At 32.9% G+C, this 14,479-nt stretch carries 12 protein-coding genes; 10 read left to right on the top strand and 2 right to left on the bottom strand.

The genetic code is table 11. The annotated features are described in order from the left end of the window. Positions 1-5: 5 nt before the first annotated feature. The 4 genes from nuoL (at position 6) to IWX83_RS02465 (ending at position 5,622) form a co-directional block, all read left to right on the top strand. Positions 6-1,889: an NADH-quinone oxidoreductase subunit L gene (nuoL, locus tag IWX83_RS02480; RefSeq protein ID WP_196827418.1), complete on the top strand. Its 1,884-nt coding sequence runs from the start codon at positions 6-8 to the stop codon at positions 1,887-1,889. 9 nt (positions 1,890-1,898) lie between these two features. After that, positions 1,899-3,341 (top strand): NuoM family protein, encoded by a 1,443-nt coding sequence (locus IWX83_RS02475; protein WP_196827416.1) that lies wholly within the window; start codon positions 1,899-1,901, stop codon positions 3,339-3,341. A 13-nt stretch (positions 3,342-3,354) separates the two neighbouring features. Next, on the top strand, positions 3,355-4,725 hold the full coding sequence (locus IWX83_RS02470; protein ID WP_196827414.1) for an NADH-quinone oxidoreductase subunit N: 1,371 nt from the start codon (positions 3,355-3,357) through the stop codon (positions 4,723-4,725). A 180-nt stretch (positions 4,726-4,905) separates the two neighbouring features. Beyond that, a complete protein-coding gene (locus IWX83_RS02465) occupies positions 4,906-5,622 on the top strand; it encodes a DsbA family protein (RefSeq protein WP_196827412.1) in 717 nt (238 codons plus the stop codon). Positions 5,623-5,712: 90 nt separating this feature from the next. On the opposite strand, the gene IWX83_RS02460 is transcribed toward IWX83_RS02465, so the two are convergent. Beyond that, the gene (locus IWX83_RS02460) at positions 5,713-6,309 is read right to left on the bottom strand and encodes a hypothetical protein (protein ID WP_196827410.1); all 597 of its coding nucleotides are present in this window, start codon (positions 6,307-6,309) and stop codon (positions 5,713-5,715) included. Between the two features lie 188 nt (positions 6,310-6,497). On the opposite strand from IWX83_RS02460, the gene IWX83_RS02455 reads away from it, so the two are divergent. Continuing rightward, positions 6,498-7,370: an AraC family transcriptional regulator gene (locus IWX83_RS02455; RefSeq protein ID WP_196827409.1), complete on the top strand. Its 873-nt coding sequence runs from the start codon at positions 6,498-6,500 to the stop codon at positions 7,368-7,370. 95 nt (positions 7,371-7,465) lie between these two features. Here IWX83_RS02455 and IWX83_RS02450 read toward each other — a convergent pair whose 3' ends face one another. Continuing rightward, positions 7,466-8,143, bottom strand: a complete 678-nt coding sequence (locus IWX83_RS02450; protein WP_196827407.1) for a hypothetical protein — start codon at positions 8,141-8,143, stop codon at positions 7,466-7,468. Positions 8,144-8,534: 391 nt separating this feature from the next. Between IWX83_RS02450 and IWX83_RS02445 the strand changes: the two genes are divergently transcribed. From IWX83_RS02445 to IWX83_RS02425, 5 genes are all read left to right on the top strand, one after another. Then, the gene (locus IWX83_RS02445) at positions 8,535-9,809 is read left to right on the top strand and encodes a Y-family DNA polymerase (RefSeq protein WP_196827405.1); all 1,275 of its coding nucleotides are present in this window, start codon (positions 8,535-8,537) and stop codon (positions 9,807-9,809) included. After that, on the top strand, positions 9,800-10,240 hold the full coding sequence (locus IWX83_RS02440) for a LexA family transcriptional regulator (protein WP_196827403.1): 441 nt from the start codon (positions 9,800-9,802) through the stop codon (positions 10,238-10,240). Before IWX83_RS02445 ends, IWX83_RS02440 begins: the two co-directional genes overlap by 10 nt. Before the next feature lie 526 nt (positions 10,241-10,766). Continuing rightward, entirely contained in the window at positions 10,767-10,937 is a 171-nt protein-coding gene (locus IWX83_RS02435) for a hypothetical protein (RefSeq protein WP_175547759.1), read from the top strand. 82 nt (positions 10,938-11,019) lie between these two features. After that, positions 11,020-11,814, top strand: a complete 795-nt coding sequence (locus IWX83_RS02430; RefSeq protein ID WP_073354827.1) for a GLPGLI family protein — start codon at positions 11,020-11,022, stop codon at positions 11,812-11,814. A gap of 6 nt (positions 11,815-11,820) precedes the next feature. Then, positions 11,821-14,436: a carboxypeptidase-like regulatory domain-containing protein gene (locus tag IWX83_RS02425; protein ID WP_196827401.1), complete on the top strand. Its 2,616-nt coding sequence runs from the start codon at positions 11,821-11,823 to the stop codon at positions 14,434-14,436. Positions 14,437-14,479 lie beyond the last annotated feature (43 nt).

The raw sequence follows: 14,479 nt of genomic DNA, 5'->3' as shown, positions 1-14,479 counted from the left end.
CTATAATGAATACGAATTTAGCTTTACTCTTATTATTAGCTCCTTTTTTAGGATTTTTATTAAATATTTTATTTGGATCGCGTTTGGGAAAAACATTGTCCGGAATAATCGGGACAATGGCTGTTGCTGTTTCATTTGCGGTCACATTTTATTTCTTTGGAGCAATTGCTGCAATACCAGAAGGGATTCATATTTCACTTTTTGAATGGATTCAAATCAGTAATTTTAAAGTTGATTTTGGATTTCAATTGGATCAATTATCCGTTTTATGGTTGCTATTCGTTACTGGAATTGGTTCATTGATTCATTTGTATTCGATCAATTACATGCATGATGATGAGAATATGCATAAATATTTTGCCTATTTGAATCTGTTTGTATTTTTCATGATTACACTAGTAATTGGTAGCAATTTATTAGTAATGTTCATCGGATGGGAAGGCGTTGGTCTTTGTTCCTATTTGTTGATTGGATTCTGGCATAAAAACCAAGAATTTAATGATGCGGCAAAAAAGGCATTCATTATGAATCGTATTGGTGATTTAGGGTTGTTGATTGGGATTTTTATTTTAGGAATGTTATTTTCTACTTTAGATTTTGCCACATTGAAAACGGCTATTTCTGGCGCAACTGATCTTAATATGTATTGGCTTTCGGTAGCTGCATTTGCTTTGTTTATTGGAGCTTGCGGTAAGTCCGCACAAATACCCTTATATACGTGGTTGCCGGATGCGATGGCAGGTCCAACGCCAGTATCGGCATTGATTCACGCAGCGACGATGGTTACTGCAGGGATTTTTATGATTACGAGATTAAATTTCTTGTTTGATTTGACTCCGGATGTCCAAAATATAATTGCCATAGTGGGAGCTGTTACGGCTTTAGTAGCGGCAACAATTGGTTTAGTTCAAAATGACATCAAAAAAGTATTGGCTTATTCTACCGTTTCACAATTGGGATTAATGTTCTTGGCTTTGGGATTGGGTGCTTACGAAGTGGCTGTTTTCCATGTGATTACTCACGCTTTCTTCAAAGCTTGTTTGTTCTTAGGATCCGGTTCCGTTATTCACGCGTTGCACGGAGAACAAGATATGCGCAACATGGGTGGTTTGAAAAAAGCAATGCCAATTACATTTGCGACCATGCTTATTGCGTCATTGGCTATTTCAGGAGTTCCATTGTTTTCTGGTTTTTTCTCTAAGGATGAAATCTTATTAGTGGCGTTTCATCACAACATACCGTTATGGGTTGTGGCTTCTATTGCTTCTATAATGACAGCTTTTTATATGTTCCGTTTAATGTTCTTGACGTTCTTTAAAGAATTTAGAGGAACTGCAGAACAAAAACACCATTTGCACGAAAGTTCTCCGTTGATCACCATTCCATTGATTGTTCTAGCATTTTTAGCTACTATCGGTGGATTGATTAGTTTGCCTGGAAATAGTTGGTTGAATGAGTATTTAACTCCTATTTTACCTAAGTTAGCAACCGCTGAACACCATTTAGGAACTACTGAATATATCTTGATGGCTATTGCTGTTATAGGCGGATTAGTTGGTATTGGTATTGCTTACGCCAAATACATAAAACAAAATGCTGTCCCAAGCGAAGATGCAGCGATTACAGGATTTTCTAAAGTGCTCTACAATAAATATTATGTTGATGAATTTTATGATGCTATTTTTGTCAAACCGATTAATTTCTTGTCTCGTTTTTTCAGAGATACAGTAGAATCAGGTTTATCAGCTTTGGTTTTTGGATTCGGAAAACTGACCAACGAAATAAGTTATCAAGGAAAGAAAGTACAAAACGGAAGTATAGGTCTTTATCTTTTTGCCTTTGTTTTAGGACTTTGTGCCATTGTTTCTTATTTATTTTTAGCTCAATAATTTTTCATTATGAACGTATCTCTTATTTTAATTATTCTTTTAGTTGGTGCTTTTGCAACCTTTCTCGCGGGTGATAAACTAGCTTCAAAAGTAGCATTGTTGTTTGGCTTAGCTGCTGCAGGCGCTTCTATTGTATTATTAAATCACTATAATTTAGGTGAAAATATTAGTTTCATCAATCAGTGGGTCACACAACCCAATATATCTTTTGCGCTGAAAGCAGATGGATTGTCATTGGCTATGGTTTTACTGACTACTGTTTTGACTCCTATCATTATATTTTCTTCTTTTGGAAATGAATTTAAAAATTCCAAATCATTTTATGCTTTGATTTTGTTTATGTCTTTTGCTATGGCGGGAACATTCTTAGCATCAGACGGTTTATTGTATTATATTTTTTGGGAATTATCTTTAATACCTATTTACTTCATCGCTTTGGTTTGGGGTAACGGAGATGCAGAAGAACGTAAAAAAGCAGTTGTTAAATTCTTTATTTATACCCTAGCAGGTTCCTTGTTCATGCTAGTAGCATTTGTTTATCTGTATCAAAAAGCGGGAAGCTTTTTATTAGAGGACTTGTACAAAGTAAATTTATCTGCTGCAGAACAGTTATGGATATTCCTAGCTTTTTTCTTGGCGTATGCCATAAAGATTCCATTAATTCCATTTCACACTTGGCAAGCCAATGTGTACCAAAAAGCACCGACCGTTGGAACGATGCTTTTATCTGGGATCATGTTAAAAATGGGATTGTATAGCGTTATTCGTTGGCAATTGCCTTTGGCTCCAATGGCCGCTAAAGAATATATGTATATTTTTATTGGACTTGGGATTGCAGGTGTGATTTACGGATCTATCGTGGCTTTGAAACAGAAAGATTTAAAGAAATTATTGGCTTATTCGTCCTTAGCGCACGTGGGTTTAATTGCTGCAGGTAGCTATACTTTGACGTTAGACGGATTACGTGGAGCAGTTTTACAAATGATTGCTCATGGATTTGTGGTTGTTGGATTGTTTTATATTGCGGAGATCATTTTCAGAAGATATGAAACTAGAGTAATTGCTGAAATGGGGGGTATTCGTTCGCAGACACCAAAATTCACCTCCATGTTTTTAATCTTAGTTGTGGCTTCAGTTGCGTTGCCATCTACGTTTAACTTTGTTGGAGAATTTACCGTTTTATACAGTCTTTCACAAATTAATATTTGGTTTGCCATATTAGGGGGAACTACGATAATTTTAGGAGCCTATTATATGTTGAAAATGTTTCAACAGGCCATGTTAGGTGAAACTAATACACGAATATTTACGGATGTAACTAGCAACGAAGGGATAACTTTGGTACTAATAATCGCCGTGTTATTCTTTTTTGGAATGTATCCAAAACCGATTATAGATTTGATCACACCAAGTCTTGAAGAAATTTTAATTCAAATAAACCGAATAAACTAAGTCAAGTAAAAAAATGAATACATTAATAGCTATAATAGGATTAGGTGTTTTATGCCTTTTATTTGAAATTTTTAATTTACGAAAAGCCATTGTGCCACTTACAATTATTGGATTGTTAGGAGTTCTTGGTTTGACTATCTCTGAATTTAATTCAACAGAAAGTTACTATAACAATATGATTGTTGTGAGTAAATTTTCGACTACTTTTTCGTCTTTGTTTATTGTTCTAACTATTTTCTTAGTGACTTTAGGACATAATTTTTACGAAATTCACCAATCTAAAATCTCTGATTATATTGCCATAAAAATATTTTTATTGGCTGGGGCGGTGGCAATGGTTTCTTTTGGAAACTTAGCCATGTTCTTTTTAGGAATCGAAGTATTGTCTATTTCGCTCTATGTACTTGCTGCTAGTGATCGTATGAATCTAAAGAGTAACGAGGCGGGAATGAAGTATTTCTTAATGGGATCCTTTGCTTCTGGAATCATTCTTTTTGGTATCTGTTTGATTTATGGAGCGATGGGGAGTTTTGATGTTACTGAAATCAGTGAGTTATCACAATCAGCGGAATTGCCGGTATGGTTTCCTATTGGAATTGTATTAGTTACGATAGGAATGTTGTTTAAAGTGGCTGCAGTTCCATTTCACTTTTGGGCACCAGACGTATATGAAGGTTCTCCAGCATTGACAACCGCATTAATGAGTACCTTGGCTAAAGTAGTTGCTATGGCTACTTTGTACAAATTGTTATCCGTTATGAATGCTGATGTGTCAGAGTCATTCAAAATTGTTGTAGTAGTGATTTCTATGGCGTCGATGACCGTAGGAAATATTATGGCATTGAGACAAACAAATGTAAAAAGGATGTTGGCTTTTTCCGGTATTTCACATGCAGGATTCATGTTAATGACTTTACTTAGTCTTTCTACTTCAGCAGGAAGTTTGTTGTATTATGCTTCAGCGTATTCGCTATCTGGAATCGCTGCTTTTAGTGTAATCTTATACGTTTGTAAAAATAGAGATAATGAAGATGTTGTAAATTTTCATGGTTTAGGAAAAACGAATCCTTTGTTAGCGGCTATTCTTACTGCTTCTTTACTTTCTATGGCGGGTATTCCTATTTTTGCTGGATTCTTCGCCAAGTTGGTTTTATTTAGCCAAACGATTCAGGCGGGTTATTTAGCGTTAGTAATTGTAGCCGTAGTAAACTCTATTATAAGTGTTGGTTACTACTTTAAATTGATTTTGGCAATGTATTCCAAAGAGCCAAATGAAGAAAAAAAACCAACTCCATTTGTAATTTATGCAGTGGCTGTCGTAGCTATTGTTTTGAACATCGCGTTAGGATTGTTTCCTTCTTTAGTACTAGATTTATTGGCATAAACCAAATTTTAAGATAATTCAAAAACCATCAATAGCAATGTTGATGGTTTTTTTTATGTTCTGTTGTAAACTAATTCTAATTGGTCTATTCATAATATAAATACAATGTATGCTCATTTTCTGTTTGTTTTTCGTAAATTTGTATATACAAATGATTTAATCATTATTAAATAAAAGAAGATGCAGAATACATTAAAAATACAAATCTGGTCCGATATCATGTGTCCATTTTGTTACATAGGAAAAAGAAGAATAGAAGGTGCTTTACAAAATTTTGAACATAAAGACGCAGTCCAGATTGAATGGAAGAGTTTTCAGTTGGACCCAAGTTTTATTGCTTCTCCAGAAGATAATATGGTCGAGCATTTAGCAGAAAAATATAGAAAGGATGCAGATTGGGCTCAAGGAATGCTTGATGATATGACTCAGAATGCTAAAAATTCAGGATTGGATTTTCATTTTGAAAAAGCGGTTATGGCCAATTCATTGCATGCGCATCGCTTATTGCATTTGGCTAAAAAGTATAATTTGGCAAATGACCTAGAAGAGTTGTTATTCAAAGCCTATTTAACCGATGGTAGGAATATTAATGATTTGGATACATTGAGAGCATTGGGACTGGAAGTAGGACTACACGCTGAATCCATTGATGAAGTATTGCATTCTAATGCTTACGCAGATGAAATACAGCAGGATATTAATGAGGCGCAATCTATCGGTGTTCAAGGCGTTCCGTTCTTTGTTTTCGATAATAAATATGCAGTTTCGGGTGCGCAACATGTCGAAACATTTGTGAAAACATTGGAAAAAGTATGGGAAGAGGGCAAATTTGAAGCTAAACCAACGCTATTAAACACTACTGATGGAGACAGCTGCGGGATAGATGGTTGTAATTAAACTATAAATTGTAGTGTTTTCAATTTTTACCACAACAAAAGGCTGTTCCAAAAAAAGACAGCCTTTTAATTACGATTATTTATTTAATCACTACTTTGTAGCAACAGTTTCGATAAACGTTTTGCCATTGTAAGTAATCTCAAACGTATATATACCGTTTTGAGCATTAGTTAAGTCAAACTTTTTCCCAACATAAAGGTCGGCAGCTAAAGTTTCATTATAGACTTCTATTTGATTAGGGTCGTAAAGTGCAACAGTAACTGGAGCTTTTTCTAAGTTTAAAATGTTTACGGTAATCATTCCGTTTTTGTTTACCAAAACGGGTTTGTACACTTCAGAAATAGCATCAGCTGATAATTTAGCTTTGTTACCTACAACTTCAATTCTATACTTTGAAATTTTAAGATCACTCTCTGCTTTCAGGAAGTAGATTCCGTCTGGTAAAGCAGTCAAATCGTATGTTCTGCTGATATTATCTTCGGATGTAACTTTTTCTTGATAGATTAATCCGTCATTGGTGTCGTAAATGGACAAATCAATTTTCTTTGTCTCTTTCAAACTAAAACTCACCGTTTTTCCTTCTTCTTTTATTAAATCCAGTGAAAAATCTGCGTTTCCTGCATGTGCTTGTACGGCAGTCAACACTACTGCAGCTAACACTAAACTAAATTTTAAAATCTTTTTCATAATTGTAAATTTTTAGATTTATAATGATACTTATCTGGTGCTAAATTAATGCAACTTACTGCGTATGAGTAATGCTGAATTTTCTAATTAGTGTGCTATTTTACCTTTTACGAAATCGATTAAGGTTAAAAAAGTTAATTGAGTGTCTGTTTTTGGTAAATTTGTGCTCATTCTAAATACGGATTCGTATGAAAATTATACCGCCAGCTTTTGAAAGTATTGCGCCATCGTTTGGGAGTTCTTTTTACTTTTCGAAATATGTTGAAAACGCGAATAGTAAGGCGCACTTATGGCATTACCATCCTGAAATTGAATTGGTTTATGTGAATGGTGGTTCCGGAAAACGGCAGATTGGAAGTCACATTTCGTATTATACCGATGGTGATTTGATTTTGATAGGAAGTAATTTACCGCATTGTGGGTTTACCAATGAAGAAACCGGCAATAAAAACGAAACGGTAATCCAAATGAAACCAGATTTCTTGGGCAATGGATTTTTTGATATTTCGGAAATGACGAATATTCGGAATCTTTTTAGTCAAGCTAAAGCTGGAATTGCTTTTCATGATGAAACCAAAAAAAATATAGGAAAGAAAATAGAATCAATGGAACAGCAGACGCAATTTGATCGCTTGTTGACCATGTTAAGTATTCTAAATGAACTTGAATTATCTAAAGAAATGACCGTTTTGAATGCAGATGGATTTTCGATGGAAATGCAAATGCAAGACAATGACCGAATCAACGCAGTTTTTAATTACGTAAAAGATAATTTTCAGGAACATATTACGCTGGAAGAAGTTTCAGAATTAGTGAGTATGACAGAACCTTCTTTTTGTAGGTATTTTAAAAAGATTACGAATAAAACTTTTACCAAATTCGTCAATGATTATCGCTTGGTTCATGCCTCGAAATTGCTGGCGGAGAAACCCATCAGTATTACTGAGATTTGTTATGAAAGCGGTTTCAACAATTTTAGTTATTTTAATAAATTGTTCAAAGAATTTACGGGCAAAAGCGCTTCGCAATATCGTCAGGAGTTACGATTGGTGCTGAAATAATGTACATGGTACTATTGAAGAGTACTTTTATACAAAAAACCCGCTGATACGAATACCAACGGGAATTTTCAAACCAAACCATTCAAACCAAATAATTATCTTCTATTTAATACAATGACAGCGTTATCAACTACTTTAGTTTTTTCAATTTTAGCTTTTGTGCCATTTGATCTGTAATAGTAGTAGTCCTGTTCATTTGAGTTTTGGTTGTTACCAAAATCATTGTTACCAAAATCATTGTTACCAAAACTGTTTTGACCATATTGATAGGCTTTACCTCCTTTTACGGAACCAAAAGTATCAACTATTTGACCACGACGGTTGTAAATAATTTCTAATCCGCCTACTCTTTCTAATGCAAAACGATTGTAGGTCATGTAAACAGAACCAATTCTTTTTACTCTGTCATTCACATCGTAATTAATGAACACATTCCCAACTTGTCTTACTCGGCCCCTATTGTCGTGTTCCACTCTTACGCCATAATTCTCATTTCGAACATTTCCAGGAGAGCCAAATGTTTTATTGACACTATTTTTTCGGGCTGATTTGTAATACATATCTCGTCCTGTTGTTGGGCGTGTATTAAAATCTAATTGTCCGTCAGGGAACACGAAGAACTCAATTCCTCTTTCTGTGAACACAATTGGGTCGGCGTTTCTAAAATCTACGGGAGATCTTCTTTCTACAGAAAAATCGATTTTCTCTGCTGCGTTTACTATACTACCTCCCAATACAAAGATACTAGCAACTAAAAAGGTAATTTTTTTCATGATACAGTTATTTTGAATTTTGCCTACTCTTCAGCTTTTCGGCTTTCGCTTTTTGTGTTATTTGATTTAAGATATTCAAGTAGTATGCCAAAATTTTGAATCATGGTCTTGTGTTTTGAGAGCGAATGTTGTGGTTTTGGATTTAAATACATTAAAATCAATGCTTTGTGTCTTAAAATAATTTTATTAAATATGATATATTAAGATTTATTTAATGGAATTGATGGCTCATTTCATATTCTTTCTTGCGGTTTTTAAGATGAAATAATTTGGGTAAAAGTGAATGTACTGCTGTGGAAAGACGCTCTAATATGAAAACTACTTATTAACAGTGCTTAAAATTAACTTATGTTACGAACTCGCTTCAACTGATATTGAGTAATTTTGTAGCATGTATGCATTAGTCGATTGTAACAATTTTTACGCTTCCTGTGAACGTGTTTTTCAACCGAAATTCAACGGGAAACCTGTTGCAATTTTATCAAACAACGACGGCTGTGTCATTTCTAGAAGTAATGAAGCGAAAGCGGTTGGAATTCCTATGGGCGCGCCAGCATTCCAGATCAAGGAATTAGTAAAAGAGAAAAATGTGCAATTATTTTCTTCAAATTATGCGTTGTATGGCGATTTAAGCAATCGGGTAATGGCAATTTTAGGTCAGTTTACACCAAATCTAGAAATTTACAGCATTGACGAAGCTTTCCTGAATTTTGATGGCTTGGTGATTTCCGATTATCATGAGTATGGAATCCAAATGAAAACCCGTGTCCAAAAATGGGTCGGAATTCCTGTTTGTATTGGTTTTGCTGATACCAAAGCATTGTCAAAAGTAGCTAACAAAATTGCTAAGAAATTCCAAGACAGAACGAAAGGTGTTTATGTTATTGATAGCGAAGAAAAACGAATCAAAGCTTTGAAATGGACAAAGATTGAAGACGTTTGGGGCATTGGGCACCGCATGAATAAAAAGATGAAAGTTAAAAATATTGTGACTGCTTTAGATTTTACTGCACCGCAACACGAAGCTTGGATCAAAAAAGAAATGGGTGTGATAGGTATGCGTTTAAAATACGAACTCGAAGGAAAATCAGTCTTGGATCTAGAACCCATTGTTGAGCAAAAGAAAAGTATTGCTACGACCAGAAGTTTTCCAAAGCAAATTGCTGATTTTGATTTATTGCGAGAACGTGTAGCAACTTTTGCAGCCGTTTGTGCAGAGAAATTGCGCAAACAAAATTCCTGCTGCCATACCATTATTGTAATGCTTGTGGTGGATAAACATACGGTGCAAACCTCAAAATATTATTTTAACATGGCAGTAACTTTGCCGTTTGCGTCAAATTCTACGTTGACAATTAGCAATGTAGCCATCGATATGTTGAAAAAACTGCACCTAGGAAATGAGCATTTGAAATTCAAAAAAGCGGGCGTGATCGTAACGGAATTGATAGATGAAAACAAAAAACAGTTGCAGTTGTTTGCTGAGGAAAATCCAAAACATTTGATGCTGATGAAAGTAATGGACGGTTTGAATAAAAAAATTGGAGATAAAAAAGTAAAGTTGGCTACCCAAAATTTAAGTTTGACTTGGAACATGAATCAGAAGCATTTGTCACCTAAATACACAACTAATTTTAAAGATATACTCGAAATCAAATGTCTATAAACAAAGAACAAAAACTGACTTTTTTTCTACCTGATTTTGAAAGTGAATTGCGAATTCCTTTCATCAATGAAGGTGTTTCGGCTGGATTTCCATCGCCGGCAGCAGATTTTATGGAAATGAGTATCGATTTAAACAACCAATTGAGTGAAAATCCGTTGGCTACTTTTTATATTAAAGTCAAAGGAAATTCAATGATTGATGCCGGGATCAATGACAAAGATGTTCTTGTCGTGGATCGTAGTTTAGAACCGCAAAACAACAAAATTGCGATTTGTTTCATTGATGGAGAGTTCACGGTGAAACGAATGCAAGTCGAGAAAGACTGTTTGTTTCTGATGCCAGAGAATCCCAATTATCCACCCATAAAAGTCACCGAAGAAAATCAATTAATCATTTGGGGAATAGTGACGTATGTGATTAAGAAGTTGTAAAAGCAATTGTAGGATGTGTTAAAATAAAATTCTTGTTTGGATTTTGTCATAAAAAAAAGCCTGTTCAAATGAATGAACAGGCTTTCTCAGTATTTATTATTTTACAATTTTAGTGCTTTGGTGTAAAACCATCTTCACTCAATTCTCTATGCTCATAATCGGCGATTATTTTGGTTTTGTACGCTACACCCGCTATACTACAAAAGATCTTAAATTTTTTCAATATTACGATGGTAATTTTTTTTTAAATTATTGTAGATAAGCGATCTAGTTTTTTTGATACAAGATTATTTTTGTTAAAAAAATGTTAATAAATCATGTTTTTTTTTTTTAGATTTGTCTTGCAATAAGAATCAATAAATCTTAGTGTAAAAAATATTCAGTAGCTACGAATTGCGGGGATTTGTTTATTTATAACCAAAGAAAATTGAAAATAAAATAGTGATAAGGAATCACGATAAACTTTCTATCAGGACGAAAACTAACCGCTCAAATCCTTAATGGAGTAACTATTAAACTATAAATTATGAAAAAAACATTTTTAATTGCAGCAGTAACCTTTCTATCTATTTCATCTTATGCTACAACATGGTCTTATAACTGTTCAGGTGGTGGAAAAGTTATTTTCACATCATCGGATGATACAACAGTAAAACAAGCAACAGCAATGGGAAGAGCTTGGTGCGATAACAGATAATAGTATTTTTCTGTTATTAGCGAAATCTTGTAGAGGTAATATTATTACCTCTACTTTTTTTAAATTATAATCTTTTTAAATTATGAAAAATATTTTATCACTCTTGTTAATTATAATTTGCCAAATGGGTTATACTCAGGATGGGATTGTTTATTATGAATTTACAGATGCTATTGGTGTAGGAGGAGGTAATGGAGAAATATATAATGCATATACAATGTTCTCTAAAGACAAGTCCTATTATGTAGCTGCAAAAGATTCTCTAGAGAATGCAGTTAGTATTTCTAAAGCAAAGTCTCATTATCAAAATAGTAGCGGAAGTAAAAATAAAATTTCAAATGGTTTAGTTTTATCTGCGCAAGGAAACCAAGTGGTTTGTAATTATAGCACAAAAAGACTTGATAGCAATGTATTTGATGGAAAACAAATTTATATGTCGGAAACGTTGCCAAAGTTTAACTGGAAAATTACAAAGCAAAAGAAAAAAATAGGTTCATTTGAGTGTATTTTGGGGATTTCTAATTTTAGAGGTAGGAAATACTATGCATGGTATGCTCCTGAAATTGCAGTTTATTCTGGTCCTTGGAAATTAAATGGTTTACCTGGAATGATTCTTGAAGCGTATGATGAGGGCAAGAATGTGATGTGGAACTTTAAAAGTTATAAATTTCCAATTACTGTTAAACAAGATTACAATATACGTAAAGAGAAAAACAGTAAGAAGGTTACTTTTTTGACAATCGATGCGTTTAAAAAGTACTGTATAAATACTATCGAAAGTAATTACGAGAGTGCCATAATAATTGCAAAAAGTCATCCTGGAATGACTCCAGTGAAGGCACCTATGACTTCGTACTATATAGAATCTTTTGAATAATTTTTGATGCAAAAAATCATTTTTTTATTCTTTTGGTTTGCTTCAATTTCTGTTAACTCTCAAGAGATTGTCTTGACAGGAACTATTACTGACAAAGAGGGACTTGGGATACAAAATGCGTCTATTATTTTATTAGATAGTAATAATGATAGCGTGGATTATGCATTTACAGATGTTAAAGGAAATTATAGTTTATCATATCAGAAAGGCAATCTTTCATCATTGAAACTAGAAGTCTCTTGTTTGGGGTATAGTAAAACATATAAATTAATAGGCGTTTTAAGTCAAGTTCAAAATTTTGTTTTAGAAAGAAAAGTAGAAACATTGAGGGAAGTAGTTGTCGAGGCTAACCAAAAAATAAAAAAAGAGCAAGATACTACTACCATTAAAACAGCTAGTTTTACTAATAAAACTGAACAAACATTAGAAGATGTTTTGAAAAAATTGCCAGGAATAGAAGTTCAACAAGACGGATCTATAAAAGCGCATGGAGTGGCAATTGATAAATTATTGATTGAGGGTGAAGATATGTTTAATAAAAATTATAAACTGCTTACTAAAAATCTTGATGCAAATGTGCTAGATGCCGTGCAAATTATTGACGATTATGAAGATAATCCAGTTCTAAAAAAATTGAATAACTCTGATAAAGTTGCCTTAAATCTTAAACTTAAAAAAGGCAAAAAAAATATTTGGTTTGGTAATGTTACTCTTGGTGCCGGAATAGTTAGTGAAAACCGCTGGAAAGAGAGTTTGAACTTAGGATTGATAAGGAAAGAAATAAAGTTATTTTATCTGGCTGATTATAATAATCTTGGAGAGAAAGCAACCGATTTAGTCTCGTCTAATGTTATAGAAAACGATATTTTTGGTGAGGACAGATTGGAGTATTCAGCTAAATCTTTATTTACTATTAATAGTAACGAAATTGGACTTTTTAGTAAAACACAAAGTGTTTTTAATAATGCTTTTTTAAACTCTTTAAGTTTTACTAAAAAAATTAAAAAAAATCTTTCTCTTAGGGGTTCAGCATATCTGACTAATGATATACAAAATCAAAATTCATTTGCAGAAACAAATTATAATTTTGGATCTAATCCAATTTCTTTCACTGAAAATAGTTTTTACAACAGAAGAAGTTCGCTTGCATCAATAGAATTAGAACTAAAGTATTATCCTAATGATAAAAACTACATCACGAACTTATTCCTTTTCAAAGAACACCCAACGCACACTAATAACAATTTGCTATTTAATTCTAATCAAATAAATCAATCTTCAAAAAACGATAATTATACATTTTACAATCATTTTAACCATACGCTACAACTAGACCGTAATAAAGTTCTCAACAATTACATCTATTTTGGTTATGATAAAATGGAAGAAAATACCAAGATTGTTTCTCCTTTACTCAATTCCTTTTTAGAGGTAAATAGTGGGGATGCTATTCACCAAAAGTCGAATAATAGTTTGTTTTATATAGGCGAAAAGACAAAGTTAATTGCTCAATTTGGGAATTTTGATATTACAAATAGCTTGCAATTTGAGTATAGCAAAGAAATATTTGCTAACCAGTTTACAATTACTGAACAAAGATTTTCTAACTACGAAAACAATTTAAATTTTAATAAGATTAAATTGGATTTTGATAATGCTCTCCGTTATAATTTTTCTAAAAAGATAAATTTTACTGCATCATTGACTGTTAAAAACACCAACTTTAACACCACCATCGGTAATAAAAACTTCTGGATTGTCAATCCAACTATTTCATTGAATATCAAAAAAACAGGGTTTGGTAATTTTGCAGTATCATACTCTGAAAATAATGATTTGCCAGAAATAAATCAGCTTACTTCCAATTTTCAGTTGATAGATTATCGTAGTTTTTTTAAAGGCACAAATTTTCAAAATCCAATAAAAAATAGTGTTTCTCAGTTTACATATTCGATTTATCAAGATCAAAAAAGATTTTCAGTAAATACTGGTTTGATTTACATGAAGTCAAAGACAATTTTGAATACTATTAGTACAATTACTAATGATTTTAATTTTAGTTCTAGTTTACTGACTCCGGGAGGTGATAATTTTAATTTTAATTTTAGTGTTGTAAATTACTTGCGTAAATTAAAATTAGCATCAAAAATTGAAACTATTCAAAATTGGAATAGTACACCGACAAGCGTTAATAGTGATGTTTTTTTAATTTTAAAAAATTATTCTAACACAATCAAATATACCGCCACTACGTATTTTAAAAAAGGAATTAACCTTGATGGAGGTTTTGCGTATCATTTCAATAAGTCTGAATTTGATAGTAGTACAAATGAAAACAATACGAAAGATATTTTTCTAAATTTAAATGTTGATATTTCTAAAGTGCTTTTGGCAGAATGTAAAAATGCATCGTATTTTGTTAATAGTCAAAATTATACATTTAGTAACCTTGTGTTGAATTACAATCCGGAACAAAGTAGGTTCTCCTATAGACTTGTCTTTAATAACATGTTCAATGAAGATAAATTTACGTTTGTGACTTTAAATAATTTTACATTTTATCAGTCAAGTGTTGACTTAGTTCCAAGATATTTATTAGGCACTGTTAAATATCGCTTCTAGTTTGCAGGATACAATTAACAGATACCTTTTGCGTGCTTTATTG

It is taken from the genome of Flavobacterium sp. CG_9.1 (assembly GCF_015751645.1).
GTDB classification, from domain to species: Bacteria; Bacteroidota; Bacteroidia; order Flavobacteriales; family Flavobacteriaceae; genus Flavobacterium; species Flavobacterium xanthum.
The sequence above is the reverse complement of the archived record's forward strand: the minus strand, read 5'-3'. Positions and strand labels throughout refer to the sequence as shown.

What these genes read in the sequence shown, in the direction of transcription:
- IWX83_RS02470 (WP_196827414.1), top strand. Translation starts at nt 3,355, where the DNA reads ATGAATACATTAATAGCTATAATAGGATTAGGTGTTTTATGCCTTTTA.
- IWX83_RS02425 (WP_196827401.1), top strand. Translation starts at nt 11,821, where the DNA reads ATGCAAAAAATCATTTTTTTATTCTTTTGGTTTGCTTCAATTTCTGTT.
- IWX83_RS02460 (WP_196827410.1), bottom strand. Translation starts at nt 6,309, where the DNA reads ATGAAAAAGATTTTAAAATTTAGTTTAGTGTTAGCTGCAGTAGTGTTG.
- IWX83_RS02465 (WP_196827412.1), top strand. Translation starts at nt 4,906, where the DNA reads ATGCAGAATACATTAAAAATACAAATCTGGTCCGATATCATGTGTCCA.
- IWX83_RS02475 (WP_196827416.1), top strand. Translation starts at nt 1,899, where the DNA reads ATGAACGTATCTCTTATTTTAATTATTCTTTTAGTTGGTGCTTTTGCA.
- IWX83_RS02450 (WP_196827407.1), bottom strand. Translation starts at nt 8,143, where the DNA reads ATGAAAAAAATTACCTTTTTAGTTGCTAGTATCTTTGTATTGGGAGGT.
- IWX83_RS02455 (WP_196827409.1), top strand. Translation starts at nt 6,498, where the DNA reads ATGAAAATTATACCGCCAGCTTTTGAAAGTATTGCGCCATCGTTTGGG.
- IWX83_RS02440 (WP_196827403.1), top strand. Translation starts at nt 9,800, where the DNA reads ATGTCTATAAACAAAGAACAAAAACTGACTTTTTTTCTACCTGATTTT.
- IWX83_RS02435 (WP_175547759.1), top strand. Translation starts at nt 10,767, where the DNA reads ATGAAAAAAACATTTTTAATTGCAGCAGTAACCTTTCTATCTATTTCA.
- IWX83_RS02430 (WP_073354827.1), top strand. Translation starts at nt 11,020, where the DNA reads ATGAAAAATATTTTATCACTCTTGTTAATTATAATTTGCCAAATGGGT.
- IWX83_RS02445 (WP_196827405.1), top strand. Translation starts at nt 8,535, where the DNA reads ATGTATGCATTAGTCGATTGTAACAATTTTTACGCTTCCTGTGAACGT.
- nuoL (WP_196827418.1), top strand. Translation starts at nt 6, where the DNA reads ATGAATACGAATTTAGCTTTACTCTTATTATTAGCTCCTTTTTTAGGA.